This is a genomic window from Clostridium sp. D5 (assembly GCF_000190355.1).
Taxonomy (GTDB): domain Bacteria; phylum Bacillota; class Clostridia; order Lachnospirales; family Lachnospiraceae; genus Faecalicatena; species Faecalicatena fissicatena_A.
Map to the genome: position 1 here is coordinate 328,128 of NZ_GL870814.1, position 23,020 is coordinate 351,147.

Below are 23,020 nucleotides of genomic sequence, written 5' to 3' on the forward strand. Positions count from 1 at the left end.
CGGCTGATTTTGCGTGTTTTCTCTTACTGCTGCTTAGCGCAGTGTCCGCATTCCAGACAGATATATGCTTACGTCCGCACCCTGTCCCGTTCCTCGGCAGGCGCCCCTCCCCCCATTCTACAATTTCTTCCACACAGCCTGCAGGTCTTTTAAATCCATCTGTTTTTCAATCTGATTCACGATTTTATCGCTGCTTACGTTTGCCACATTCACCTTCCCGTAATCAATCCAGACATAGCACACAAAGCACAGTACTCCCAGGGTCAGCCGAAAGAAAAAGCTGCTTTTTGGTCTTGCTTCGGCCCCATCATCATACAGATCATGATAGATATGTCCATATCTGGGATGTACCGCGGGAATAAAACTATCTTCATTGTAAAGCCTTCTGGTCTGCCTGAGAAGCTGCCGGCGTCTTTCTTCTGATTCGTTCATAATCTATGTACCTCCTTTGAGATTTCCCGTCAAAAAACAGGATACAGAACCGTTTAAACTGAAAAGAGCATATGATATGTCTACCATATCATATGCCCTGACAAAAACAGTTAGAACTCTCTGTCCCATAGTGTTATTTTTCTATTTCTTTTATTATCTGTCCGCAAGCTCGTTCGTAATATCTTCCCAGGTAATTCCCCGTTCTACCATCAGTACCATTGCATGGTACAGGAAATCTGACATTTCGTATTTGATCTCTTCCGGATTCGGATTCTTTGCAGCTATCACAATCTCCGTTGCCTCTTCGCCTACTTTTTTCAGGATCTTATCAATCCCCTTGTCGAAAAGGTAATTTGTATAAGAACCTTCCTTCGGATTCTGCTTTCTGTCAACAATCGTCGAATAGATGGATTCAAATACCTGCAGGGGATTCTTTCCGTCATAATCACTGCCCACAATCGGCTGGAAGAAGCAGGTGTGGTTTCCCGTATGGCAGGCCGCCCCGACCTGTTCCACCTTCGCCAGCAGTGTATCCTTATCACAGTCGATTGTCATGGTTTTTACATACTGGAAATGTCCGGATGTCTCGCCCTTAATCCACTGCTCTTTCCTGCTTCTGCTGTAATATGTCATTCTTCCCGACTTCACCGTGTGGTCAAAGGCTTCTTCATCCATATATGCCATCATCAGTACTTCGTTTGTCTTATAATCCTGCACAACAACGGGCAGTAAACCATCCGAATTCAGTTTAAACTCGGAAAAGTCCATCATACTTTCAAAGGATGTCATCCGGATTCCTTCTGCGGTGCAGACATTTTTAAATGCATTAAAATCCATATCCACCTGGCTGATGAACAGGCCGGATACCCCTTTCACACCATCGCATTTCAATATCTTAAGGATCTCTTCCTGCTCCATCGTATCCGTTACGACAACACATGGAATCTGTGTAACATTCATGACCGAATTCAGATCCAGCCTGTGCATGAATATCATCTCTGTACTGTATTCTTCAATCAGGTGCTGCTGCTTAAACAGCGAGTCAAAATCATTCAGGGACACAGCGATCCGTTCCTTGCCGAAACGTTTGGACACATCCTCGATCAGGTCGATGGACAGGTGTTTGGAAAAATTCAGCATGGCGCGCTTTGCACCCGCATACAGAATCTTCTTTACATCCTCCTGCCTGCGGATATTGCCGCCGGCAACCATCGGAATACTGATGACGCGGTTGATCCGTTTCATCAGATCAATGGACTCCTCATGCTCTTCATCGGAATTTGACAGATCAAATATAATCAGCTCATCTGCCCCCATATCTCCGTAATACTTCGCAAGCGCTACCACATCTTCCGCAATCACTTCTCTGTCGTCAAACCATTTAACAGCTTTCCCTCCATCAATGAAAATGCAGGGGGTCAATCTCTTATAACTCATTTATCTTCTCTCCTTTACAGGCTGCCCTTCGTAGACCAAACCTCTTTCATTCTCGGCTCTTCCATGGTAGCCGCATCCAGTGCTTTTCCAAATGCTTTAAACAGGGCCTCGGCCATATGATGATTATTGCCTCCGTCCAGAATCTTCAGATGCAGGTTCATAGCTGCACTGTATGAAACCGCATAGAAAAATTCCTTTACCATCTCTGTATCCAACCCGCCTATTTTCTCCACTGTAAATTCCGCCTGATAGTTCAGATACGGGCGGCCTGAAAGATCTACCGCACATAATGCAAGCGTCTCATCCATGGGAAGCATAAAACTGCCGTACCGTTTGATTCCCGCTTTGTCACCAAGGGCACTGGCAATTGCCTGCCCCAGCACGATACCGGTGTCCTCCACCGTATGATGGCAGTCCACATCCAGATCACCCTTCACCTCTGCCTCCAGGTCAAACAGACCATGCCTTGCGAATCCGTCCAGCATATGGTCGAAAAAGGCAATCCCTGTATCAATCCTGTTGCGTCCGTTTCCGTCCAGACAAATTTTCAGACTGATCTCTGTTTCTTTTGTTTTCCTTTTACAGCTGCCTGTCCTGTCCATCATACATCCCTCCCATTTGCATCAGATGCTGCCCTGGCACCCCTTATGGTGTGCCCTTTGGGTATCATTCATTTTCCATATGTTACACTCTGCTGTTTTTATGCAGATCTTTTCTCTAATTTATGATTCTTCAAAACGCACCTTAATAGAGTTCGCATGTGCTGTCAGCTGTTCAGCCTCCGCAAAACGCTCAATATCCAGGTGTACCGCTTCCAGCGCTTCCTTTGAATAAGAAATAATACTGGACTTCTTCAGGAAATCATCCACAGACAGCGGTGAAAAGAACTTCGCCGTTCCATTTGTCGGCAGGACATGGTTTGGCCCTGCAAAATAGTCTCCCAGCGGCTCACTGCTGTATTCCCCTATAAAAATTGCACCCGCATTGCGGATCCTGGTCATTACATCAAACGGATCTGCAGTCACAATCTCCAGATGCTCTGAAGCGATCTCATTTGCCGCATCTATGGCATCATCCAGCGTCTCCGCCACCAGAATATGCCCGTAATTATCAAGGGATTTCTGTATAATCTCTCCCCTGGACAATTCTCTCACAAACCCGTCAATCTGTAAAGAGACGTTTTCTGCCAGTTCCCTGCTGGTTGTCACAAGAATAGCGGATGCAAGTTCGTCATGCTCTGCCTGGGACAGAAGGTCTGCAGCCACATATCTCGGATTTGCCGTCTCATCTGCAAGCACGAGGATCTCACTCGGTCCCGCGATGGAATCAATATTTACATACCCATAAACCGCTTTTTTAGCAAGCGCTACATATATATTTCCAGGTCCCACAATCTTATCCACTTTGGGAATGCTGTCTGTACCATAGGCCAGTGCCGCAATTGCCTGGGCCCCGCCCACCTTATACACGGCAGTTGCACCTGCTTCTTTAGCTGCAACGAGCGTGGTCGGATTCACCTTTCCATCTTTTCCGGGAGGTGTGGTCATGATAATCTCATCCACTCCAGCCACCTTGGCCGGCATAATGTTCATCAGCACGGAAGACGGATAGACTGCCTTCCCGCCCGGAACATAGACACCCACTCTCTGGAGAGCCGTTACTTTCTGGCCAAGCATCGTTCCGTCCGGTTTGCTGTCAAACCAGCTGTACTGCATCTGCTTAGCATGGTAGGATTCAATATTCTTTAAAGATTTGCGTATGATCTCAAGCAGAGAATCCTCCACCTGGGCATAGGCCTCTTCTACCTCCGCCTCTGTGACAAGCACATTCTCCGGATTGATCTCTGCACCGTCAAACTTCTTCGTATATGAAAATACCGCCTTGTCCCCTTTTTCCTTCACCGTATCCAGAATCTCCCGGACACTCGCCTCATACTTTCCATAATTGTTTGGGCTGCGTTTTAAAAGGTCTTCCAGCAGATTCTTTTTCGTGCTTTCATCTAATTTTTCTATCCGCATTTTTATCCCTCCTGTAAGAGCTTCCTGAGATTCACAATCAGCTCTTTGATCCTGTCATTTTCCATGCGCATACTGACCGGATTCACGATCATTCTGGCAGAAAGAGGACATACCTCCTCCAGTACCACGAGTCCGTTCTCTTTCAGCGTGGAGCCTGTCTCCACTATATCCACAATTACTTCTGAGAGCCCGACAATGGGCGCCAGTTCAATGGAACCATTCATCTTAATAATCTCAACAGTCTGATGCTTTTTATTATAAAAATAGTCTTTCGCTATATTCGGATACTTTGTAGCCACACGGATCAGTTCGTGATGCCGGAGCAGTTCGCGGGCCTCCTCCAGCCCGCACACGCACATTCTGCACTTACCAAATCCAAGATCCAGAACCTCGTGTACTTTGCGTCCTTCCTCCACGATCGTATCCTTGCCGACAACACCGATATCAGCAGCCCCGTATTCCACATAAGTGGGGACATCCGGGCCCTTTGCGAGGAAAAACTTCAGTTTCAGCTCTTCATTCACAAAAATCAGCTTTCTTGAACTTTTATCCTTCATCTCCTCGCACGTAATACCGAGCCGTTCCAGCATTTCCAGCGTTTTACTTGCCAAACGCCCTTTTGTAAGGGCAAAAGTTAAATATCTCATGTCTGCTCCTCTATCTCTTTTTCCTAGCATTTATCAGCTTCTCATCCCCTGTCTGAAGATTCACCATCTCAATCGTCAGGTCATCCTTCAGATAAAGCATGCTCACGGCCTGTGTCCGCTTCCCATACTCTGCATACATTTCTTTGCTGCCCTGTTCATCCCGCTTATGCATCTCCACACATTTGCCCTTGGCACGGAAATTCTTTGCAAGCGAAATGGCCCACTTCTGCGTTGCCTCGGTGTAGACAATCAGATTCATATGGCTGGTCTCCACCGGGATCTTCTGGCGGCTCAGCGCACTCATTAATTCATCTATTATGATAGCAAATCCGATAGACGGTATATTCTCCCCGAATTTCTCCAGGAGATGGTCGTACCGTCCGCCTCTGACAATGGCATCTCCGGTACCGTATGTATACGCACGGAAAATAATGCCGGTGTAATACCCGTAACTTCCGCTCATACTCAGGTCAAACGTAATATGATCCTCTACACCGTAGAGGGTCAGCAGCTTATACAGCTTCTGCAGGTAGGATACGGCAAGCCCGGCGCTGATATTCGGTGCAATTCCCATGGCCTTATCCAGAATCTCCACGTCTCCCATAAGTTCCGGCAATCCCTGGAACGCAGCTTTTATGTTATCATCTACATTCTGATTATCCAGAATCTCTTCCACACCAAAATAATTCCGGTTTGTAATCAGGTGGTGGATCTCTGTCTTTTCATCCTCTTCCAGCCCTGTCGCATCCATCAGGCTCTGAATAAAGTCCACATGGCCTATATTAACCTGAAATTCCTTTAATCCAACCTTTTTCAGCCCATCCACAACCATGGCAAGCATCTCTGCATCCGCCTCAATCGAATCCATCCCGATCAGCTCAGCTCCCATCTGGGTGTTTTCCTTCAGACGGCCCTGATAACTGGAATGATTGATAAAGGTATTGCCCATATAGCAGAGGCGGACAGGATATTCTTCTGTCTCAAACAGTGTCGCGGCAGCCCGTGCTATTGACGGTGTGATATCCGGGCGCAGTGCCAGCGTATTGCCGTCTCTGTCGAAAAATTTATATAGTTCTCTGGAAGAAATCGTTCCGATCTCTTTTCTGAACACATCGAAGTACTCGAAGGTAGGTGTCTGAATATCCTGATATCCATATGCGTGCAGGACATCGTGGAGCTTCTCCTGTGTTGTAAGCTTCTTTCTGCATTCTGTATTGTATATATCCCTGACGCCTTCAGGTGTATGTAATTTCTGTTCCATATTTCCTGCCTTTCACTTTATCATGCTAATTCGTTAAATCACCTTGTAAATTATACGCAGTTTCTCAGAAAATGTCAATCCCTGGTATCCAAATCCTTCTGTATGTAGTCCAGATACGGGACAAAACTATTGTTTTTCAACTCCATAAAATAGGCCGGATCCAACTCCTCATAGCGAAAGCTTTTCCTTCCGCCACCGCCGGCCCTCTCCCAGAATTTCTTTATTTCTTTGTAACGCATATAATAAAGTTCGTTATTGCTGCTATAATAAATAATCAAAAAAGAGATACCGCCCTGCTTCTCAAACTTCTCCATAAAGTTCATCTGATGTTCATGCACGTTCTGCAGCGGAAAGGTATCCACGCTGCACTCCTTTGCGTCAAAACAGATCGGTATTCCCTGGACCGCCCCGATATAATCGACCGTACTTATTTTTTCAAAATATGCCAGCGTAATATGCCGGTGTTCCTTGTCTATCTTTACCGGAGTGATGGGGGTCGGTATCTTCTGGATCAGCGCAAGTCCCATCTCCTCGTAGCGCTCGTTGGTCCGGTTAATCAGGTCCTCCAGCGTGGAGCCCCGAAGTCCCCTTGAATTCCAGGTTGCCATCTATAAAACACCCTTTTCCTTTGCTATTTTTTGAAACTCTGCTGGGAGCGGAGCCAGAAATTCTCTGCCCGACAGACCAGCAAGCGGCCCTTCCAGCGCCGGAAATGTAATCCTGTAAGCGTGAAGCAGCTGATGTTTCAGCCCATATGCACTCCTGCATCTGTCATTGAGTCTCCTGTCGCCATATTTGTAGTCCCCCAGAATGGGATGCCCCACAGACGCCAGATGTGCGCGGATCTGGTGGGTCTTCCCGGTAATCAGATGTACCTCCAGAAGCGTTACATCATTTCCTGACTTGAGGGGACGGAATTCTGTTTCAATTGCCGTACTTCCCTCTTCCTGTCCGGCTGTTATGTGCACCTGATTGTTCTCTGCATCTTTTTTTAGAAACCCATGTATATGGGACGTCTCATTTACTTCTCCTTTCACAAGGCAGTGATAATACTTGCCCAGTGTCCTGTCCTTAAAAAGGCGGCTCAGTTCCTGCAGGCCCTGCAGGCTTTTCCCTGCCGCCACCATGCCGCTTGTATTCCTGTCAAGCCGGTTGCACACGGAAGGGCGGAATGTTCTCATCTCGTCCTCTGTCAGCGCCCCGCTTCTAAGCAGGTAAGCAGTCAGATGCTCCACCAGCGAGACATCTGTATCCGCCGCCTTCTGTGAGAGCATCCCCGCCGGCTTATTAATCAGAATAATATGGCTGTCCTCATATATAATATTCAGGCTTTCCCCGTAAGAAAGCCTATTTAACATTCCATTCTCCGCATGCGGCTTTGCATCCCCGGCGAATTTGGCAATCGTCTCATCCGCAAGGAACAATTTTATTTCGTCACCTCTCAGGAGCTTCTCATTTCCAGAAGCCTTTTTCCCGTTCAGAGTTATATTCTTTTTCCGCAGCATCTTATATAAAAAACTCTTCGGGGCCTCTCTCAGATACTTAGCCAGAAGCTTATCCAGCCTCTGCCCCGCTTCATTGTCACCAACTGTTATCTGCTGCATAAACTGTACCCTTTCTACATGGATATATTTAAGATTACCTGTTTGATCCGTTCTTCCATTTCCTTTGTATCCCTCTTTTCCACGGCCGCTATGGAATTAAGTCCCTCAGCCCTTGCCAGAAAAGCGGTATAGTTGTTCAGGATCTTTACCGAAACATCAGGAAACTGGTTTTGGTTCAATATCCCTTTTATGTGTGTGGCCGCATATTTTAAATCTACTTTTTCGCTGTTTGTATATCCGAAGATTGTGTTTCCGGAAATCACAATGCAGTCCACCGGCATCACTTTTTCCCGGGATGTAATGATCATATCATAGACCGCCGTAATATTGCCGGTCTTGCCTTTGATTTCATCTGCCCGTATAACTGCAATAGACGGATAGGGAAAACGGGTAATCACACCTACCAGCGATTTGGAAGCCGGCAGGCATCCAAGTACGGCAACAACGGTCATCATATTCAGTCTTGTGTGTGCCTGGCTGTAGCCCAGAAAGAAAACAGCAGCTACAAGCACGAAATAAATAACTGTACGGATGATCTCCACCTTTTTCTTATAGTCCAGATATCCCGGATTTCCTTTTATCACCTTATTCATGTCGTACATCTCCTCAGTTTTTTGCCATAATCTCTACTTTTACTATCAGGTTGTGGGGCAGAATCTTAGCACCCAGGTCTGCTGCTTTCATAGCCATTCCATAGACTGAAACCGGCTTTTTCTTTCTGGAATCTTTCAATGCCTGATGCACAACCTTCTCCGGCGGCACCATGACTGCGTCTTTCCATTTGTTCGGAAATTTACCGGACACATCAAAGAACTCTGTGTCTACCGGTCCCGGACATACTGCTGTCACATAGATCCCCTCTTTTTCCAGCTCTGCTCCCAAGCCCCGGGAAAAGCTGACTACATAGGACTTCGTTGCCGCATAGACCGCAAAAAAAGGCTGCGGGCAAAAGGCCGCCGCGGATGCCAGATTCACGATTCGGCTGCCCCGGGTAAGATACGGCAGACAGGTAATCGTAAGGCGCGTAAGCGCCCTGCAGTTCAGGTCTATCATCTCCGGCTGTAATCCCGGTTCCTTTCCGGCAATCTGAGTAACCGTACCCATCTTTCCAAAACCGGCGGCATTGACCAGCATGCGCACATCCGGTTTCTCCGACTCCAGCTCCTCCTGTATATCACTGTAAATACTGTCTTCAAGCAGACTTCCCGCAAAGATTCTGCAGGGAATCATACACTCATCAGACAGAGAGAGAAGCCGCTCTCTTCTTCGGGCTATCAACCAGATCTCATCCATCTGCCGGTAGAACCATGGCAGCTGTTTCACAAACTCACGTCCCATTCCTGATGAAGCACCGCTTACAATTGCTATTCTCAATCGTTACACCTTCTTTTTATTCATTCATGATTTTGGGGTTCTCTTCTTATGGACATTTCTGATTGCTTTTTTCTTCTTAACCTGTGCTTTATTTCTTCCGTTCTCCTTAGCAGCGGATTTCTCTTTCGAAAACTTCCGCGGCCTGATCAGACATTTCTCACCAAAGCCCACAAGATCCATCCGGCCGGCCTTTTTCAGTGCTTCCATGACAAGTTCATAGTTATCCGGATTGCGGTACTGAATCAAAGCGCGCTGAAGTACTTTCTCGTGCGGATTCCTGGGGACATAGACCGGTTTCATGCTTCTCGGATCCAGACCGGTATAGTACATACAGGTAGATATGGTAGACGGTGTGGGATAAAAGTCCTGCACCTGCTCCGGCATATATCCCAGATCCCGGCAGTACTCGGCCAGCTTTACCGCCGACTTCATGTCCGAACCCGGATGGGAGGACATGAGATAAGGCACAAGAAACTGCTTTTTATTAAGCTTTTGATTCATATCCCGAAATGTCCGGGTGAATTCCTCATATACGTTGTGTTCCGGCTTTCCCATCTTTTCGAGTACTTCATCCGCTACATGTTCCGGAGCGACTTTCAGCTGCCCGCTCACATGATTTTCGCAGAGCTCTCTCAAAAATGTCCGTTCCTTATCCGCAAGCAGATAATCAAACCGGATGCCCGAACGGATAAACACCTTTTTCACCTTCGGGATATTTCTTAGTTTTCTCAGCAGCTCCACATAATCCCTGTGGTCTGCCCGCAGGTTTTTACAGGGATGCGGGAACAGACACTGCCGGTCTCTGCAGACGCCGTACTGAAGCTGCTTTTTGCAGGAAGGCTGCCTGAAGTTGGCTGTGGGTCCGCCCACATCATGGATATATCCCTTAAAATCGGGCTGCTCCGTCAAAATTTGTGCTTCTTTTATCAGGGATTCATGGCTCCTTGCCTGTATAATTCTTCCCTGATGGAATGTCAGTGCGCAGAAATTGCAGCCTCCAAAACATCCCCGGCTGCTCGTGAGGCTGAATTTAATCTCCGAGATTGCGGGAACGCCTCCCGCCTTCTCATAGGAGGGATGCCAGGTTCTCATATAGGGAAGCGCATAGATATCATCCATCTCCGTCTGACCAAGCGGCTTTGAAGGGGGATTCTGCACAATGTACAGCTTCTCACCGTAAGGCTCTATGAGCCGCTTTCCGGAGAATGGATCTGTATTCTGGTACTGTGTATAAAAACTCCGGGCATAGGCCTCTTTTTTTTCAGAGATCTCCTGAAAAGAAGGAAGGGTGACCGCATCATATACCGAGTCCAGATCTCTTGCCTTGACCACCGTTCCGTCTATATAGGTCAGGTCCGACACAGCGATCCCCGCATCAAGAGCTTCAGCAATTTCCAGAACAGAACGCTCACCCATCCCATAGGAGATGATATCCGCGCCTGAATCCAGCAGGACGGAGCGTTTCACTTTGTCCGACCAGTAATCATAATGCCCCAGTCTACGCAGGCTGGCTTCAATGCCGCCCAGAATGACAGGAGTATGTTTGTACGTCTGCCGGATCAGGTTGCCATAGACCACCGCCGCATAATCCGGCCGCTTCCCCATCTCCCCGCCCGGTGTATATGCGTCCTGGCGGCGCCGCTTTTTTGAAACAGAATAATGGTTGACCATGGAATCCATATTGCCGGCGGACACCAGAAATCCAAGCCTCGGCTCCCCATATTCAGTAATGCTCTCCGGATTCTTCCAGTCCGGCTGGGAGATGAAGGCCACCCGGAAGCCGTGTGCCTCCAGCATCCGGCTTATAATAGCCGGCCCGAAAGACGGGTGGTCCACATAGGCATCTCCGGTCACATAGACAAAATCCGCCCGGTCCCACCCTCTTTCCTGCATATCTTTTCTACATAACGGTAAAAAAAAATGATTCATCATTTATACTCCACATATTTCATAGGTATGATTCTTAATATCATAATAATCGCGGATAAAATAATCCGCCAGCTTCTTTTTTTCTGCCTCGTCCGGCCTGGAGAACTCGTCATCCACGGCGCATACCGACATTCCTGCGTTCTTTCCCGCCTCAATCCCCTTTGGAACATCCTCGAATACAAGACATGACGCCGGCTTAACACACAGATCCTCAGCCACCTTCAGATAAACGTCCGGCGCCGGCTTTCCGGCCGACACTTCGCAGGAAGTGCGCACCGATGAAAAGTACTGTTCTATGCGCAGCGCCTTCAGCGTGGCATCAACCAGTTCTCTTGCATTGCTCGTGGCAATCCCCATCTGTATGCCGCGTGAGCGCAGGTGTTCCAGAAATTCCCCTGCTCCCGGCTTCAAAGGTACCTTTGTCGTATACAGACCGAACGTCATCTCCATCCATTCACGCCGCACATCATCCACAGTGCAGGTAAGCGCAGGAAATGTGTCCAGAAAGTACTGGGCCGTCTCTGTATAACTTTTTCCCTCAATCGCCTTCTGAAAATTTTCAGGGACCGTAAGATTATATTTATCCATATACTGCACGTCCACCTTCGGCCAGATCCACATGGAATCTACCAGAGAGCCGTCCAGGTCAAAAATAACCGCTTTTTTATTCTCTAACATAATTTATCAATCTCTTCCTTTGTCAATTCCCTGTATGCTCCTGTGCACAGGTTCTCATCCAGTTTCAGGCCGCCCATCTGCAGCCGTTTCAGATATATCACTTCTTTTCCCACTGCCTGGAACATCCTCTTCACCTGATGAAAACGGCCCTCCTGAATGGTCACCCGGATCTCTGATATCTCTCCCGAATCCAGTATGTTCAGGCCTGCAGGCAGCGTTCTCTTCTCATCTCCAATATCAAGTCCCCGGGCAAATGCATCCGCATCCGCATCTGTAACCCGGCCCTGTATCCGCGCATAATAAACCTTGTCCACATGCTTTTTCGGCGAAAGCAGCCTGTGTGCCAGCGCACCATCATTCGTAATCAAAAGCAGCCCTTCCGTATCCTTGTCCAGGCGTCCCACAGGAAACAAATCGCCTCTTCTGCGGCTATCAATCAGATCAATGACGGTCCGCTCTTTCCGATCCTCCGTGGCAGAAATAACCCCTGCAGGCTTATTCAGCATGTAATACTCATATTCGGTGTAACCGACAGGCTCTCCCTGATGCAGTATCTCGTCCGTCTCCGTGTCCACCTTGCACTCCGGTTTTTTTACAACTGTACCGTTTACTTGTACCAGGCCTTTTGTAATCGCCTTTTTCACTTCACTGCGGGTTCCCAGTCCCATGTCAGCAAGATACTTATCTAATCTTAATCTCATAAAAACTTCCTTTTAAGACATCCACCGCCAGCCCGGCAGGTATTTATTCTTCAGTGTCTGATTCGCCAGCTTGCCGAATCCCAGCGGATAGCCGTCCACACAGATCAGGTACCAGCCCTTCTCTTTCGCTGCCGACATATCCTCCACATCCAGCGTATCGCCTTTCAGATACTTAATCACCCGGTCATCTGACAGAGGAAAATCCAGCACCTTTTTATACTCCTGCTTTTTCAGGCACATAGCCAGCGCCTGGCTGGGCTCAAACCGGTTTTTCTTCAGTTCCCCCAGAAGAAGTCCGGACCGCAGGAACCTGACCCCTCTCATCGTGGGAAGCCCGGACGGCATATAGTATATCCGTTCCCCGTGGATATCCAGCCGGGAAACATCCAGATCCCACTGGGTGTCTTTCAGAAATTCCGCCAGTTCCTCTGGCATCTTCTTACTTTTCCCCGCTCCACCGGTGCTTTTCTGTTTTTTCTTTTCTTCCCGTAACTCCGGTGCACAGCCCTTTTTCAGCAACGCAAGATAATGCCCTTCGCCCTGCATCCTGTGCGGAAATATCCGCACCGTTTCTGCAAGCCCGGGATCTCTGCCTTCAGTCAGTTCCGGCATGCCCTGTACAAAGCCGTCATAGGGTTCAATCGGACAAATCGTAAATTCCGGATACTGAGAGCGAAGGTATTCTATCGTCTGCTCATTCTCCGAGGCATCGAATGTACAGGTGGAATACAATAGCATTCCGCCAGGCTTCAGCATGGCGGCTGCCTGCGTAATAATACTCCGCTGAAGCCTGGAAAAGAATTCGGGCCCATGTTCCTCCCAGGCCTTCACCATCTTCTTGTCCTTGCGGAACATCCCTTCACCCGAGCAGGGAGCGTCTATCAGAATTTTATCAAAATATTCTGAAAAATATTCAATCAGTTTTCCGGGCTCCTCGCTCAGCACCAGCATATTGCCGATACCAAACAGCTCCAGGTTCTTCAAAAGCCCCTTTGCCCTGGAATTGCTAATGTCGTTGGCAATCAAAACCCCCTCGCCCTGCAGCCTGGCTCCCAGCTCCGTAGCCTTCCCCCCCGGCGCTGCGCAGACATCCAGCACCCGGTCTCCCGGCTCCACCGGCAGGCGGCTGGCAGGCGTCATGGCGCTTGGTTCCTGGAGATAATACAGTCCCGCAAAATAATACGGATGTTTAGCCGGCTGTACATTCTCCCCATCATAATAAAATCCGTTGGAAATCCACGGAATCGGTTCAAGGGGCCAGGGCGCAATCTTCAGAAATTCCTCCACGCTGATTTTATTCGTATTCACACGCAGCCCATAGTGGCGCGGTTCTTCATAGCACTCCAGGTAAGATCCATACTCGTCTCCCAGAAGGGCTTTCATTTTATCTTCAAATGCTTTCGGTAAGTTCATATCATTTCCTCCACATGGAAATGATTATATCATAAATCCCTTCTCAGGACTAGAGCGTATTAATACGATCATTAGGCAATTACTGAAACTTTTATGTTCCACCAGGCGAATTCACACGCTGCCGCTGTTCGCAGCGTCCCCCTTAATCCGCAAAACTAAACCTAACTCCAATCTTCTGATTCTCCAGATATCGAAGCACCCAATACGGATTGACGCTGATTTCTTCCTCATTGTGGAACAGATAGATCCCCACGTGCAGATGAACCGGGAAATTTCCTGTGGTGCCTTCCGTCTTACTGTATCCGGTATCCCCCATATAGCCCAGCAGATCCCCTGCCTGCACGGTATCTCCCTCCTCAATGTCCGCGTAGGAATCCAGATGTGCATAATAAAAGTAAGTGCCACCCGGTGCCACAATGCCCAGGCGCCAGCCGCCCTGCTCCAGCCATCCCTTGTGGCGCACGACTCCGTCCGTCATACTGACAACCGGATAGAGGCCTCTCTCATTCTTATCCGCCATAATATCTGTCCCCTCGTGTCCCCGCTTCCCACCGTAATTGCGATCATACATCCAGGAGTCTACAAAAGAAACTCCCGCCTCTGTTTTTCCCGAAGGCTGCGGCACCGGAAAGTATTTCACATCATCCCAGATTCCCTTACACTGTAAGACATATTCTTCCCATCCTTGGCGGCCTGCCCACTTATTCTCCAGATCTTTGAATAATTCCGGCTTCAACTTTTTCGTCAGAGGTTCTGTCCCAAAATCCGTCTCCAACCAATAAAGACCCAGGTTCTCTCCCGGGTCTTTCGTATTCTGTATGTAATTCAGCACTTCCTCATTCAGGGACTGCCTTCTGAAACCGTCTCCCGCAACCGTGTTTCCATTCAGACGGGCAAAACCTCCCTGTATGAGAAGCTCATGTATACCGACCGACAGAAACAGTGCCATCAGAAGGTTCAGAAGGACATAATTATGAATTTTCTTTCTTTTCAACGCTTCAGCTGTTCCTCTGCAAACTGTATTCTCTTTAATATATGTGCAGAAGAATGTCCTATTTGCATTCTTTCAATATTTCTTTGATAATATTCCACATCCTCCAGGTTGAGGCAATATCCAGCCGTTCATTGACCGAGTGGATATCAAACATCTTAGGCCCGAAAGATACGCAGTCCAGCTCCGGCTTCTTACCTGACAGAAGGCCGCACTCCAGTCCTGCGTGTATGGTTGCAATCTCCGGTTTCTTTCCATAGACCTTCTCGAACACCTCTGCCACGATTGGGCGGATTTTGGAATCATCTTTATACATCCATGCGGGATAGGCTCCTGAAAGCTCATAGGTTCCCCCCAGAAATTCCGACCAGCTGATGTAAGCCTCCTTGAGTTCCTCCAGCCTGGAGGATACGGAGCTTCGGATCAGCAGTATAAAGGAAACCCGGCTCTCTTCGGAAATAACCACGCCCAGGTTGTCAGATGTCTCCACCAGCCCCTGAAGAGAACGGCTGAAACCGTACACTCCGTTCTGGCAGTTATTCAGAAAGAAAATTACCTTGTTCTTATCTGTATCAGAAAGGACGGATTTTTCCGTGTGTTCTGTCTTGAAAATCGTGATGTCCAGACCCGGCTCATCTGCGCCGAACTCCAGTCTCCAGGTGTTCAGCATGTTCTCAATAATCATCTCCGCTTTTACACTATCCTGCACGACGATGGTAAACTTGCTGACAGAGGTGATGACATTGTCTTTCGCACCGCCCCGGATGTCTGCCAGCGCAATCTCCATATTCTGGTTCAGTCTGTTGAGGAGCCGTCCCGCCAGCTTGTTGGCATTGCCGCGCTGCTGGTCGATCTCCACTCCGGAATGTCCGCCTTTGAGTCCGTGTATGGTAACCTCCAGGCAGCTGCCTGCGGTCATTTTCCTTCCAACAGGCAGGTTCAGGCGGAAGCTTAATCCTCCTGCACAGCCTGCAATGATTGTATCTTCATCCTCTGAATCCAGGTTCAGAAGCATCTTTCCCTTTAGCGGTGTGAGATCGATCCCCTCTGCTCCGCCCATTCCAACTTCCTCATCCACTGTAAACACCGCTTCCAGAGGCGGATGCGGTATGTCACTGCTGTCTAACAGTGCAAGTGCGATAGCCACAGCAATCCCGTCGTCTGCCCCCAATGTGGTGTCCCGCGCCTTTACAAAACCGTCCTCTACATAAAGATCCAGCGGATCTTTTGTGAAATCATGATCAGAATTCTCCGTCTTCTCGCATACCATATCCAGGTGTCCCTGAATAATCACCGGTTCGCTCTCCTCGTACCCCTCGGTGCCCGGCTTTTTAATAATGACATTGTTAAGTTCGTCCTGTATAACCTCCAGCCCTCTCTCCGCTGCAAAAGACACGCAATAATCACTGACAGCCTTTGTGTTAAATGTCCCTCTAGGTATGCGGCTCAGCTCCTCAAAATAGTGAAACACCTCTACTGGCTCAAGTTCTTCTAAAATTGGCATAATTCCATTCCCCTTCCTGTATCGTTACTGTTTTCATTTTGTCACAGGGGGCATAAAAAATCAACCAGTTTCATATATCTTTAATAACATTTATGTAGTACATCGTAAGGAGAACACCTTATGAAACATAATCTGGCCGGAATCGGAATTGTGATCCTTTTCGCGCTCATGCTCATCTCTCCGAAAGCGGTGTTTAACGGTGCCAGCGAAGGGCTTCTTCTTTGGTTTCAGATCATTCTGCCGACTCTTTTCCCCTTTATTATTATCACCAATCTCCTGCTGTACACCGACAGTATCCATTACATATCCAGGGCATTCGGCAGGGTCCTGTGCCGCATATTCAAAGTTTCTGAGAGCGGAAGTTTTGCTATTATTGTCGGATTTCTCTGCGGATACCCTATGGGAGCAAAAGTGACGTCCGACCTGATTACAACCGGCTATGTTACCGAAGACGAGGGGAGGTACCTGTTGTCATTCTGCAACAATACCAGCCCGGTTTTCATCCTGAACTTCATTGTCTGGAAGACACTGGGCCGGGAGGAATATCTTCTGCCATCGCTCCTGATACTTCTGGGCACACCGATGCTAATGAGCATTGTCTTCAGAAGATTGTATCTGCACGGCCAGAAAGCATTTCCTGAATTAAAAAAGACCGGACGGGGTAAAACGGACTGGAACTTCCGTATTGTAGATACCTGCATTATGGACAGCTTTGAAACCATCACAAAAGTAGGCGGATACATTATTCTCTTTTCTGTAATACTGGCCCTGATTCAGTCTGCCCCCTGGCAGCCAGTTCTGATCCAGACGGTTCTGCCGACACTGGAAGTCACGAATGGAATCGCACTGATCGGGAAATCTGCTCTCCCCTTTTCCATACAGTATCCGGCGATTCTTGCACTGACCTCCTTCGGAGGCTTCTGCGCTGCTGCACAGACTCAGTGTATGATACAGAAAACTTCGCTTTCCATTGTTCCCTACACATTAGAAAAGCTGGCCACCGCAGGGGTGACCAGCCTGATCGCTGTTCTTTATTTACAGATCATCTAAACCATCCTGGGGAATATACTCGCTGTCCCCATCGTCCGGCACTTCCAGTTCTGCACGGTTGGTACGCACCACATCATAGCACTCCTGGAGGGAATTGATCAGTCCGTCGTATTTGGTCGTGTAGCTGTCCAGTGTATGTCCGATAATACTCTCTGCATTGGCCAGCAGATCGTCCGTATACTGGATGGCTCCGATACGGATTGCATTGGCATCCTCAGTAGCATTGTCTATAATCTCCTGGGCCTGAGCGGTTGCCTGTGTGACAATCTCATTTGCCTGGGAGTAGGCCTGCTGCATAATCTCATGCTCGCTGACCAGCTCTGTTGTCTGTACCTGTGCTTCTTCAATCATAGCATCCGCCTTAGCCTGGGCATCTGCCAGGATTGCATCACGGTTGCTGATAATCTTCTGATATCTTTTAATCTCATCTGGTGTCTTCATTCTGAGTTCGCGCAATAACTCGTCCAGATGTTCCTTATTTACGATAATCTTCGTAGTAGACAATGGCTGAAATTTACAATCCCTGTCAATGTACTCTTCGATCTCTTCAATAATCTGCTCAATGCGGCTGCTCATAGTTACACTCTCCTTTTTGCTTTCATCTTTTTCTCCAGTTCCTCCGACACAGCTTCCGGCACAAATTGTGATATGTCTCCCCCAAAAGCCGCGATCTCTTTCACGGTGGTGGAACTCAGGTAAGAATATTCAATACTCGTCGTCAGGAACATCGTCTCGACGCTCGGTTCCAGCTTATGATTCGTCTGGGACATCTGTAACTCATATTCAAAATCGGTTATCGCCCGTAATCCTCGGATTACGAGATCTGCCCCCTGTTGTCTTGCAAAATCAATCAAAAGTCCCTGAAACAGGACAATTTTCACATTTGTCAAGTCTTTTGTTACTTCCTCTAACATTTTAACACGTTCTTCTGCAGAAAACAACGGCATTTTCGCATTATTATTCAGCACTCCGACAATTAACTCATCTACGATTTTACAGGATCTTTTGATGACATCCAGGTGCCCGTATGTAACCGGGTCAAAGCTCCCGGGGTATATAGCTCTTAACATATTTCTTCCTTTCCGGCCTTTTCAATGAAGACATGTTTGTTCGTTTTATATACCTTTTCTTTGATCATAGAAAAGCCCATATCCTCCAGCCAGGAAAAATCAGTTTCCCGTGAGGCCTCTACAATGATAACGGTATCCTCATATACCAGCTGTGACCCCGAGAGATATTCCAGCGCCCGTTTCTCCAGCTCTCTGTCGTAAGGCGGATCCATAAAAATAAAATCAAATACCTTCTCACCTTCCAGCTGATAAAGAGCTGCCATCACTTCCCTTGTCAGTGTAAGTGCCTTTGCCTCCAGCTTTGTGTACTTCAGATTTTCCTTGACGCACGCCATGGCCTTTGGATTATTCTCAACGAAAACGGCTTCTCTGGCACCGCGGCTCAAAGCCTCTATGCCAATCCCTCCGCTTCCGGCGAACAAATCCAGAAATACACTGCCATAGACAGACGGCGCTATCATATTAAACAGTGTCTCCTTAATCCTATCGGTTGTCGGCCTCGTATCCAGGCCGTCCAATGTCTTTAATTGTAATCTCTTCGCGCTTCCTGCGATAACTCTCATAGATATCACCCTCATTCTTCTAACTATGCTGAATTTTAGCAGAAAAAAGCACTTAGGTCAATCCTAAGTGCTTTTTCTTACGAAATTTTACTTATTTACCAGCCATCTGTCTTTCCTGCTGTTCGATCATTTTCTTAACCATATAACCGCCAACAGATCCGTTCTGCTTTGAAGTTAAATCTCCGTTGTAACCATCGCTGAGCGGTACTCCCAGCTCGCTAGCTACCTCATATTTGAATTTGTCCAGTGCACTTTTAGCCTCTGGTACGGCTGCTCGATTAGATGAACGACTTGCCATGATAATTTCCTCCTTCTCGTAACTTCTGTTACTTTTTCAGATTTTTTTATAACACTGTTGTGTGTTACAACCATAGTATATGGAGGATTTTATCTTTTACACTGGAAGTTCCTGCCTTCTTTGACGTTTTTTGTAAATCACTCAAAAAGTAGCGGTTTTACAGGGCTAGAGGGTGGTTTCCAGCATCACTTCCGACATATAATTGTTTAAATATGCCTTCATTTTTGCATGATTTTCATCAGTAAGCTCAGGGTCTTTTTCCAAAAGCTCCAGGGCAGCCTCATTTGCCTTCTGAAGAATTTTTGAATCCTGGAACACATCTCCCAGAGAAAAATCTAATAGCCCACTCTGGCGGATTCCAAACAGATCGCCTGGTCCTCTGAGCCGCAGATCCTCTGATGCTATAAAGAATCCGTCATTGGATTTATTCAGAATCTCCAGTCTTTCTTTTGTTTCTTTTGATTTTGATGCGCTCATAAAAATGCAGTAGGACTGATATTTTCCCCGTCCCACGCGCCCACGCAGCTGGTGGAGCTGGGCAAGCCCAAACCGCTCCGCATTTTCAATCAGCATAACCGTTGCATTCGGCACATCGATCCCGACCTCGATAACTGTCGTGGAAACAAGGATCTGAATCTCATTTTTTCCGAATGCTTCCATAATCTCATCCTTCTCGGCCTGCTTCATCTTTCCGTGCAGATAAGAGATCCCGAACCTTTCCCCCAGAGCTTCTTTCAGCAGCTGCGTATAGTCCATGACATTTTCTGCCTCCAGATGCTCACTGTCTTCTACCATGGGGCAGATCACATAACACTGACGGCCTTCTTCCACCTGTTTCTGCATAAAACGGTAAGCCGTATTGCGGTAGCCGGTATCCACCACGCAGTTTTTAATCGGAAGCCGGTTGCTGGGCAGTTCATCGATCACAGAAATGTCCAGGTCTCCATACAGGATGATCGCCAGCGTTCTGGGAATCGGTGTCGCACTCATGACGAGTATATGCGGCATCTGGCCCTTGCCCGCCAGTGTTTCCCTCTGCTTCACGCCAAAACGATGCTGCTCATCCGTTACTACAAGCGCAAGATTGCGGTAAACAGCCTTCTCCTGTATCAGCGCATGGGTTCCCACAATGATATCAGCCGCCCCCGATGAGATCCGCTCGTAGGCTTCTCTTTTTTCTTTTGCGCTCATAGAGCCGGTCAGCAGCTCCGTCTTCAGTGGGATGCCGTATTTTTCGAACATAGATGTAATATTTTCATAATGCTGCTTTGCCAGAACCTCCGTGGGTGCCATCATTGCACCCTGAAATCCGTTTAGCCCGGCATACATCAGTCCCAGCAGGGCCACGATTGTCTTACCAGAGCCAACATCTCCCTGGACGAGCCGCGACATGACATGGGGGCCGGACATGTCCCGCTTCATTTCATTCCAGACCTTTTTTTGTGCATTTGTCAGTTCATATGGAAGAGACTCCAGAAACTTGTCTATCTCAGGGCGTTCTACAAACTTAAAACAGTTCTCCGTCTTGTCTTCTCGTGTTTTCAGCTTTCTCAAAGATAATATGAAGATCAGAAATTCTTCGAAGACAAGACGTTCCCTTGCATGGTAAAATTCTTCTTTTGTCTCCGGAAAATGAATTCCGCGTACTGCATAGTTATATTCCGCAAGATGATATCTCATACGGATCTCTTCCGGTAGAAACTCCTGCTTCAGATCCAGATATTCCATGGCCTGCATCATGGCTTTCTTCACGGCATTGTTTGTAAGACCTGCCGTCAGCGGATAAACCGGCTGAAGGGTATTTCGTTTTTCCTCATATTTGGCGCTCGGATAAAAGATCTCGGGGTGTTCCATGACAAGGCCGTCTCTTTTTCTGACAATCCTGCCGCGAAGCGTGATAATTCCGCCCCTGGCCAAAGTATTTTTAAGAAATGGCATCCGAAACCAGATTACTTTTAAGGTGCCGGTCAGATCTTTGACATAAAGTGTCGTCACCTGCATATTCCTGCTACCGCCAAGCTGGACTCTTCCAAAAATGGCGCCTGTCACGGTGGCCGTCTTACCTTCTACTGCTTCTCCAACCAGAACCGGGTCATCGTAGACATCATATCCCCGGGGATAGTAGCGCAGAAGATCCCCGATGGTACGCACGCCGGCCTTTTCAAACAAAGCCTGTGTCTTCTCCCCAATTCCTTTTAATGTGCTTATTTTAGAATTTTCATTCATAAGGCATTTTATTCTCCTGCTGTATCGATATCTGATGCTGTATATAAAACAATGCTGTTCACAGGGCAGTCTGTAAAATTGAAAACTGCACTTATTTTGAAACGGGTCAGCCTCCCCGTCTGGGAAGCTGGCCCGTCTTGTCTGCTGTTATCTGTTCTACTCTACGGATAATACATAGTAATATATCGGCTGTCCGCCAAAATGTGCATCCACATCCGCGTCCGGATACAGTTCCTCAACTTCCTGTGCAAAGCGTACCGCATCCTCTTCCAGGACATCCTGCCCATAATAGAGGCTGATCAGTTCTGTATCCTCGTCAACCAGTGAAGTTAACATCTCTTTTGCTACACCCTCTACAGACTGTCCTACCGCAAGAATCCCTGCATCGCCGATCCCCATAATATCGCCTTCGTGAATCTCCTTATCATCAATGTGGGTATCCCGCACTGCATAAGTAACCTGTCCGGTCTTTACATTTTTAATTTCTTCATTCATGTTCTCGGCATTTGTATCTATGTCGGCCTCCGGCATATAATTGATCACTGCCGTAATTCCCTGCGGCACTGTCTTCGTCGGTATTACAATGATATCTTTGTCCTTTGTAAGGGACTGTGCCTGATTCGCTGCCAGAATAATGTTCTTATTGTTCGGAAGGATGAAGATATGGTCTGCATTGACCGCATCAATGGCCGTCAGCATATCCTCCGTACTTGGGTTCATCGTCTGTCCGCCTTCAATGATATAATCTACTCCGAGTTCTCGGAAGATCTCGTTCATCCCTTCACCAATGGAAACTGCAATAAATCCGACTTCTTTTCTCGGTTCAGCCTTCTTTGCCGCTTTCTTTTGTTCTGCAGCCTGCTTTTCGGCTTCCTTGATCAGCTTTTCCTGATGTTCCTCGCGCATGTTATCAATCTTCATGCGTGACAGCTGCCCGAATGTAAGAGCCTTCTGAATTGCCAGCCCAGGATCATTGGTGTGAACATGTATCTTTACAATATCGTCATCTGCGACACATACGATGGAATCACCAATGGACTCCAGATAAGCCTTGAAATCATTTTCGTTCTCCTCAGAGAATTTCTTCTCCGTCATAATGATAAACTCGGTGCAGTAGCCGAACTTAATGTCCGCTTCAGCCTGTGCGCCCGGTCTTACCATACTTGTACCGGAACTTGCCTCAATGGCACTGTAATCAATCTCTTTTCCCTGGAAAGCGTCGTATGCACCATTCAGCACTTCCAGCAGACCCTGTCCACCGGAATCTACCACGCCTGCTTCCTTCAATACCGGAAGCATCTCCGGAGTCTTGGAAAGCACATATTCTGCATGTTTGAGTACTTCTGGAATGAAGATCTCAAGATCATCTGTCGTCTCTGCCATCTCGGCCGCCTTCTGCGCAACTCCTTTGGCTACAGTGAGGATCGTCCCCTCTTTTGGCTTCATAACCGCTTTGTACGCCGTTGCACGGGCGCGGTCACATGCCTGGGCAAGAACCTGCACGTCGATCTCTTTGTACTCACGTATCACTTTTGTAAAACCTCTGAGAAGCTGTGACAGGATAACTCCTGAGTTTCCTCTGGCCCCGCGGAGGGAGCCTGAGGAGATCGCCTTTGACACCGACAGCATATCCGGCTGTTCCAGTGCCCCAACCTCTTTTGCTGCCGACATAATTGTAAGTGTCATATTCGTCCCCGTGTCCCCATCAGGAACCGGAAATACATTCAGTTCATTAATAAATTCCTTTTTAGCCTCCAGATTCGCTGCTCCGGCCAGAAACATCCTGGTAAGCAGCTCTGTATTTATCGTTTTTGTTGCCACGAC

At 47.8% G+C, this 23,020-nt stretch carries 23 protein-coding genes; 1 reads left to right on the forward strand and 22 read right to left on the reverse strand.

What is annotated here, in order from left to right; translation table 11 throughout:
* Positions 1-117 precede the first annotated feature (117 nt).
* The 16 genes from HMPREF0240_RS15035 to HMPREF0240_RS15110 all read right to left on the reverse strand — a co-directional run bounded on the left by HMPREF0240_RS15035 (position 118) and on the right by HMPREF0240_RS15110 (position 15,989).
* Positions 118-432, reverse strand: coding sequence for a hypothetical protein (locus HMPREF0240_RS15035; protein ID WP_009004278.1), 315 nt, complete (start codon positions 430-432; stop codon positions 118-120).
* 153 nt (positions 433-585) lie between these two features.
* On the reverse strand, positions 586-1,869 hold the full coding sequence (gene hisIE, locus HMPREF0240_RS24020) for a bifunctional phosphoribosyl-AMP cyclohydrolase/phosphoribosyl-ATP diphosphatase HisIE (protein ID WP_009004279.1): 1,284 nt from the start codon (positions 1,867-1,869) through the stop codon (positions 586-588).
* A 14-nt stretch (positions 1,870-1,883) separates the two neighbouring features.
* Entirely contained in the window at positions 1,884-2,471 is a 588-nt protein-coding gene (gene hisB / locus HMPREF0240_RS15045; protein ID WP_035313709.1) for an imidazoleglycerol-phosphate dehydratase HisB, read from the reverse strand.
* Positions 2,472-2,591: 120 nt separating this feature from the next.
* Complete coding sequence (hisD, locus tag HMPREF0240_RS15050; RefSeq protein ID WP_009004281.1) at positions 2,592-3,887, reverse strand: histidinol dehydrogenase; 1,296 nt, start codon at positions 3,885-3,887, stop codon at positions 2,592-2,594.
* Positions 3,888-3,889: 2 nt separating this feature from the next.
* Positions 3,890-4,534, reverse strand: a complete 645-nt coding sequence (gene hisG / locus HMPREF0240_RS15055; RefSeq protein ID WP_009004282.1) for an ATP phosphoribosyltransferase — start codon at positions 4,532-4,534, stop codon at positions 3,890-3,892.
* A 10-nt stretch (positions 4,535-4,544) separates the two neighbouring features.
* The gene (hisZ, locus tag HMPREF0240_RS15060) at positions 4,545-5,795 is read right to left on the reverse strand and encodes an ATP phosphoribosyltransferase regulatory subunit (RefSeq protein WP_009004283.1); all 1,251 of its coding nucleotides are present in this window, start codon (positions 5,793-5,795) and stop codon (positions 4,545-4,547) included.
* A 74-nt stretch (positions 5,796-5,869) separates the two neighbouring features.
* Positions 5,870-6,403, reverse strand: coding sequence for a Holliday junction resolvase RecU (locus tag HMPREF0240_RS15065; RefSeq protein ID WP_009004284.1), 534 nt, complete (start codon positions 6,401-6,403; stop codon positions 5,870-5,872).
* Positions 6,404-7,399: an RluA family pseudouridine synthase gene (locus HMPREF0240_RS15070; protein ID WP_009004285.1), complete on the reverse strand. Its 996-nt coding sequence runs from the start codon at positions 7,397-7,399 to the stop codon at positions 6,404-6,406. It abuts the gene before it with no gap.
* Positions 7,400-7,413: 14 nt separating this feature from the next.
* Complete coding sequence (locus HMPREF0240_RS15075; RefSeq protein WP_035313598.1) at positions 7,414-7,992, reverse strand: hypothetical protein; 579 nt, start codon at positions 7,990-7,992, stop codon at positions 7,414-7,416.
* A 13-nt stretch (positions 7,993-8,005) separates the two neighbouring features.
* Positions 8,006-8,773, reverse strand: coding sequence for an SDR family NAD(P)-dependent oxidoreductase (locus HMPREF0240_RS15080; RefSeq protein ID WP_009004287.1), 768 nt, complete (start codon positions 8,771-8,773; stop codon positions 8,006-8,008).
* Between the two features lie 24 nt (positions 8,774-8,797).
* The gene (locus tag HMPREF0240_RS15085) at positions 8,798-10,702 is read right to left on the reverse strand and encodes a YgiQ family radical SAM protein (protein ID WP_035313711.1); all 1,905 of its coding nucleotides are present in this window, start codon (positions 10,700-10,702) and stop codon (positions 8,798-8,800) included.
* Positions 10,703-10,705: 3 nt separating this feature from the next.
* On the reverse strand, positions 10,706-11,380 hold the full coding sequence (locus tag HMPREF0240_RS15090) for an HAD family phosphatase (protein ID WP_009004289.1): 675 nt from the start codon (positions 11,378-11,380) through the stop codon (positions 10,706-10,708).
* Entirely contained in the window at positions 11,374-12,081 is a 708-nt protein-coding gene (locus HMPREF0240_RS15095; protein ID WP_035313600.1) for a pseudouridine synthase, read from the reverse strand. Before HMPREF0240_RS15095 ends, HMPREF0240_RS15090 begins: the two co-directional genes overlap by 7 nt.
* Positions 12,082-12,093: 12 nt before the next feature.
* The gene (locus HMPREF0240_RS15100; RefSeq protein WP_009004290.1) at positions 12,094-13,494 is read right to left on the reverse strand and encodes an RsmF rRNA methyltransferase first C-terminal domain-containing protein; all 1,401 of its coding nucleotides are present in this window, start codon (positions 13,492-13,494) and stop codon (positions 12,094-12,096) included.
* Between the two features lie 142 nt (positions 13,495-13,636).
* The gene (locus HMPREF0240_RS15105) at positions 13,637-14,488 is read right to left on the reverse strand and encodes a M23 family metallopeptidase (RefSeq protein ID WP_050794551.1); all 852 of its coding nucleotides are present in this window, start codon (positions 14,486-14,488) and stop codon (positions 13,637-13,639) included.
* 58 nt (positions 14,489-14,546) lie between these two features.
* Positions 14,547-15,989, reverse strand: coding sequence for an aminoacyl-histidine dipeptidase (locus tag HMPREF0240_RS15110; protein WP_009004292.1), 1,443 nt, complete (start codon positions 15,987-15,989; stop codon positions 14,547-14,549).
* Between the two features lie 120 nt (positions 15,990-16,109).
* Here HMPREF0240_RS15110 and HMPREF0240_RS15115 point away from each other — a divergent pair, with 120 nt between their 5' ends.
* Complete coding sequence (locus HMPREF0240_RS15115) at positions 16,110-17,039, forward strand: transporter (protein ID WP_009004293.1); 930 nt, start codon at positions 16,110-16,112, stop codon at positions 17,037-17,039.
* Here HMPREF0240_RS15115 and HMPREF0240_RS15120 read toward each other — a convergent pair.
* From HMPREF0240_RS15120 to HMPREF0240_RS15145, 6 genes are all read right to left on the reverse strand, one after another.
* Positions 17,025-17,615, reverse strand: coding sequence for a hypothetical protein (locus HMPREF0240_RS15120; RefSeq protein ID WP_009004294.1), 591 nt, complete (start codon positions 17,613-17,615; stop codon positions 17,025-17,027). The genes HMPREF0240_RS15115 and HMPREF0240_RS15120 overlap by 15 nt on opposite strands.
* Positions 17,616-17,617: 2 nt before the next feature.
* Positions 17,618-18,109, reverse strand: a complete 492-nt coding sequence (gene coaD, locus HMPREF0240_RS15125; protein ID WP_009004295.1) for a pantetheine-phosphate adenylyltransferase — start codon at positions 18,107-18,109, stop codon at positions 17,618-17,620.
* Positions 18,103-18,672 (reverse strand): 16S rRNA (guanine(966)-N(2))-methyltransferase RsmD, encoded by a 570-nt coding sequence (gene rsmD, locus HMPREF0240_RS15130; protein ID WP_009004296.1) that lies wholly within the window; start codon positions 18,670-18,672, stop codon positions 18,103-18,105. The genes coaD and rsmD overlap by 7 nt, the downstream gene beginning before the upstream one ends.
* A gap of 91 nt (positions 18,673-18,763) precedes the next feature.
* The gene (locus tag HMPREF0240_RS15135; RefSeq protein ID WP_009004297.1) at positions 18,764-18,970 is read right to left on the reverse strand and encodes an alpha/beta-type small acid-soluble spore protein; all 207 of its coding nucleotides are present in this window, start codon (positions 18,968-18,970) and stop codon (positions 18,764-18,766) included.
* 165 nt (positions 18,971-19,135) lie between these two features.
* Positions 19,136-21,196: an ATP-dependent DNA helicase RecG gene (gene recG / locus HMPREF0240_RS15140; protein WP_009004298.1), complete on the reverse strand. Its 2,061-nt coding sequence runs from the start codon at positions 21,194-21,196 to the stop codon at positions 19,136-19,138.
* A 156-nt stretch (positions 21,197-21,352) separates the two neighbouring features.
* Positions 21,353-23,017 carry a DAK2 domain-containing protein gene (locus HMPREF0240_RS15145; RefSeq protein ID WP_009004299.1) on the reverse strand — a complete coding sequence of 555 codons (1,665 nt, stop codon included), beginning with the start codon at positions 23,015-23,017 and terminating at the stop codon, positions 21,353-21,355.
* Positions 23,018-23,020 lie beyond the last annotated feature (3 nt).

Excerpts from the sequence above, each read along its gene's own strand:
- HMPREF0240_RS15035 (WP_009004278.1), bottom strand. The coding sequence starts at position 432 with ATGAACGAATCAGAAGAAAGACGCCGGCAGCTTCTCAGGCAGACCAGA.
- hisIE (WP_009004279.1), bottom strand. The coding sequence starts at position 1,869 with ATGAGTTATAAGAGATTGACCCCCTGCATTTTCATTGATGGAGGGAAA.
- hisB (WP_035313709.1), bottom strand. The coding sequence starts at position 2,471 with ATGGACAGGACAGGCAGCTGTAAAAGGAAAACAAAAGAAACAGAGATC.
- hisD (WP_009004281.1), bottom strand. The coding sequence starts at position 3,887 with ATGCGGATAGAAAAATTAGATGAAAGCACGAAAAAGAATCTGCTGGAA.
- hisG (WP_009004282.1), bottom strand. The coding sequence starts at position 4,534 with ATGAGATATTTAACTTTTGCCCTTACAAAAGGGCGTTTGGCAAGTAAA.
- hisZ (WP_009004283.1), bottom strand. The coding sequence starts at position 5,795 with ATGGAACAGAAATTACATACACCTGAAGGCGTCAGGGATATATACAAT.
- HMPREF0240_RS15065 (WP_009004284.1), bottom strand. The coding sequence starts at position 6,403 with ATGGCAACCTGGAATTCAAGGGGACTTCGGGGCTCCACGCTGGAGGAC.
- HMPREF0240_RS15070 (WP_009004285.1), bottom strand. The coding sequence starts at position 7,399 with ATGCAGCAGATAACAGTTGGTGACAATGAAGCGGGGCAGAGGCTGGAT.
- HMPREF0240_RS15075 (WP_035313598.1), bottom strand. The coding sequence starts at position 7,992 with ATGAATAAGGTGATAAAAGGAAATCCGGGATATCTGGACTATAAGAAA.
- HMPREF0240_RS15085 (WP_035313711.1), bottom strand. The coding sequence starts at position 10,702 with ATGAATCATTTTTTTTTACCGTTATGTAGAAAAGATATGCAGGAAAGA.
- HMPREF0240_RS15090 (WP_009004289.1), bottom strand. The coding sequence starts at position 11,380 with ATGTTAGAGAATAAAAAAGCGGTTATTTTTGACCTGGACGGCTCTCTG.
- HMPREF0240_RS15095 (WP_035313600.1), bottom strand. The coding sequence starts at position 12,081 with ATGAGATTAAGATTAGATAAGTATCTTGCTGACATGGGACTGGGAACC.
- HMPREF0240_RS15100 (WP_009004290.1), bottom strand. The coding sequence starts at position 13,494 with ATGAACTTACCGAAAGCATTTGAAGATAAAATGAAAGCCCTTCTGGGA.
- HMPREF0240_RS15110 (WP_009004292.1), bottom strand. The coding sequence starts at position 15,989 with ATGCCAATTTTAGAAGAACTTGAGCCAGTAGAGGTGTTTCACTATTTT.
- HMPREF0240_RS15115 (WP_009004293.1), top strand. The coding sequence starts at position 16,110 with ATGAAACATAATCTGGCCGGAATCGGAATTGTGATCCTTTTCGCGCTC.
- HMPREF0240_RS15120 (WP_009004294.1), bottom strand. The coding sequence starts at position 17,615 with ATGAGCAGCCGCATTGAGCAGATTATTGAAGAGATCGAAGAGTACATT.
- coaD (WP_009004295.1), bottom strand. The coding sequence starts at position 18,109 with ATGTTAAGAGCTATATACCCCGGGAGCTTTGACCCGGTTACATACGGG.
- rsmD (WP_009004296.1), bottom strand. The coding sequence starts at position 18,672 with ATGAGAGTTATCGCAGGAAGCGCGAAGAGATTACAATTAAAGACATTG.
- HMPREF0240_RS15135 (WP_009004297.1), bottom strand. The coding sequence starts at position 18,970 with ATGGCAAGTCGTTCATCTAATCGAGCAGCCGTACCAGAGGCTAAAAGT.
- recG (WP_009004298.1), bottom strand. The coding sequence starts at position 21,196 with ATGAATGAAAATTCTAAAATAAGCACATTAAAAGGAATTGGGGAGAAG.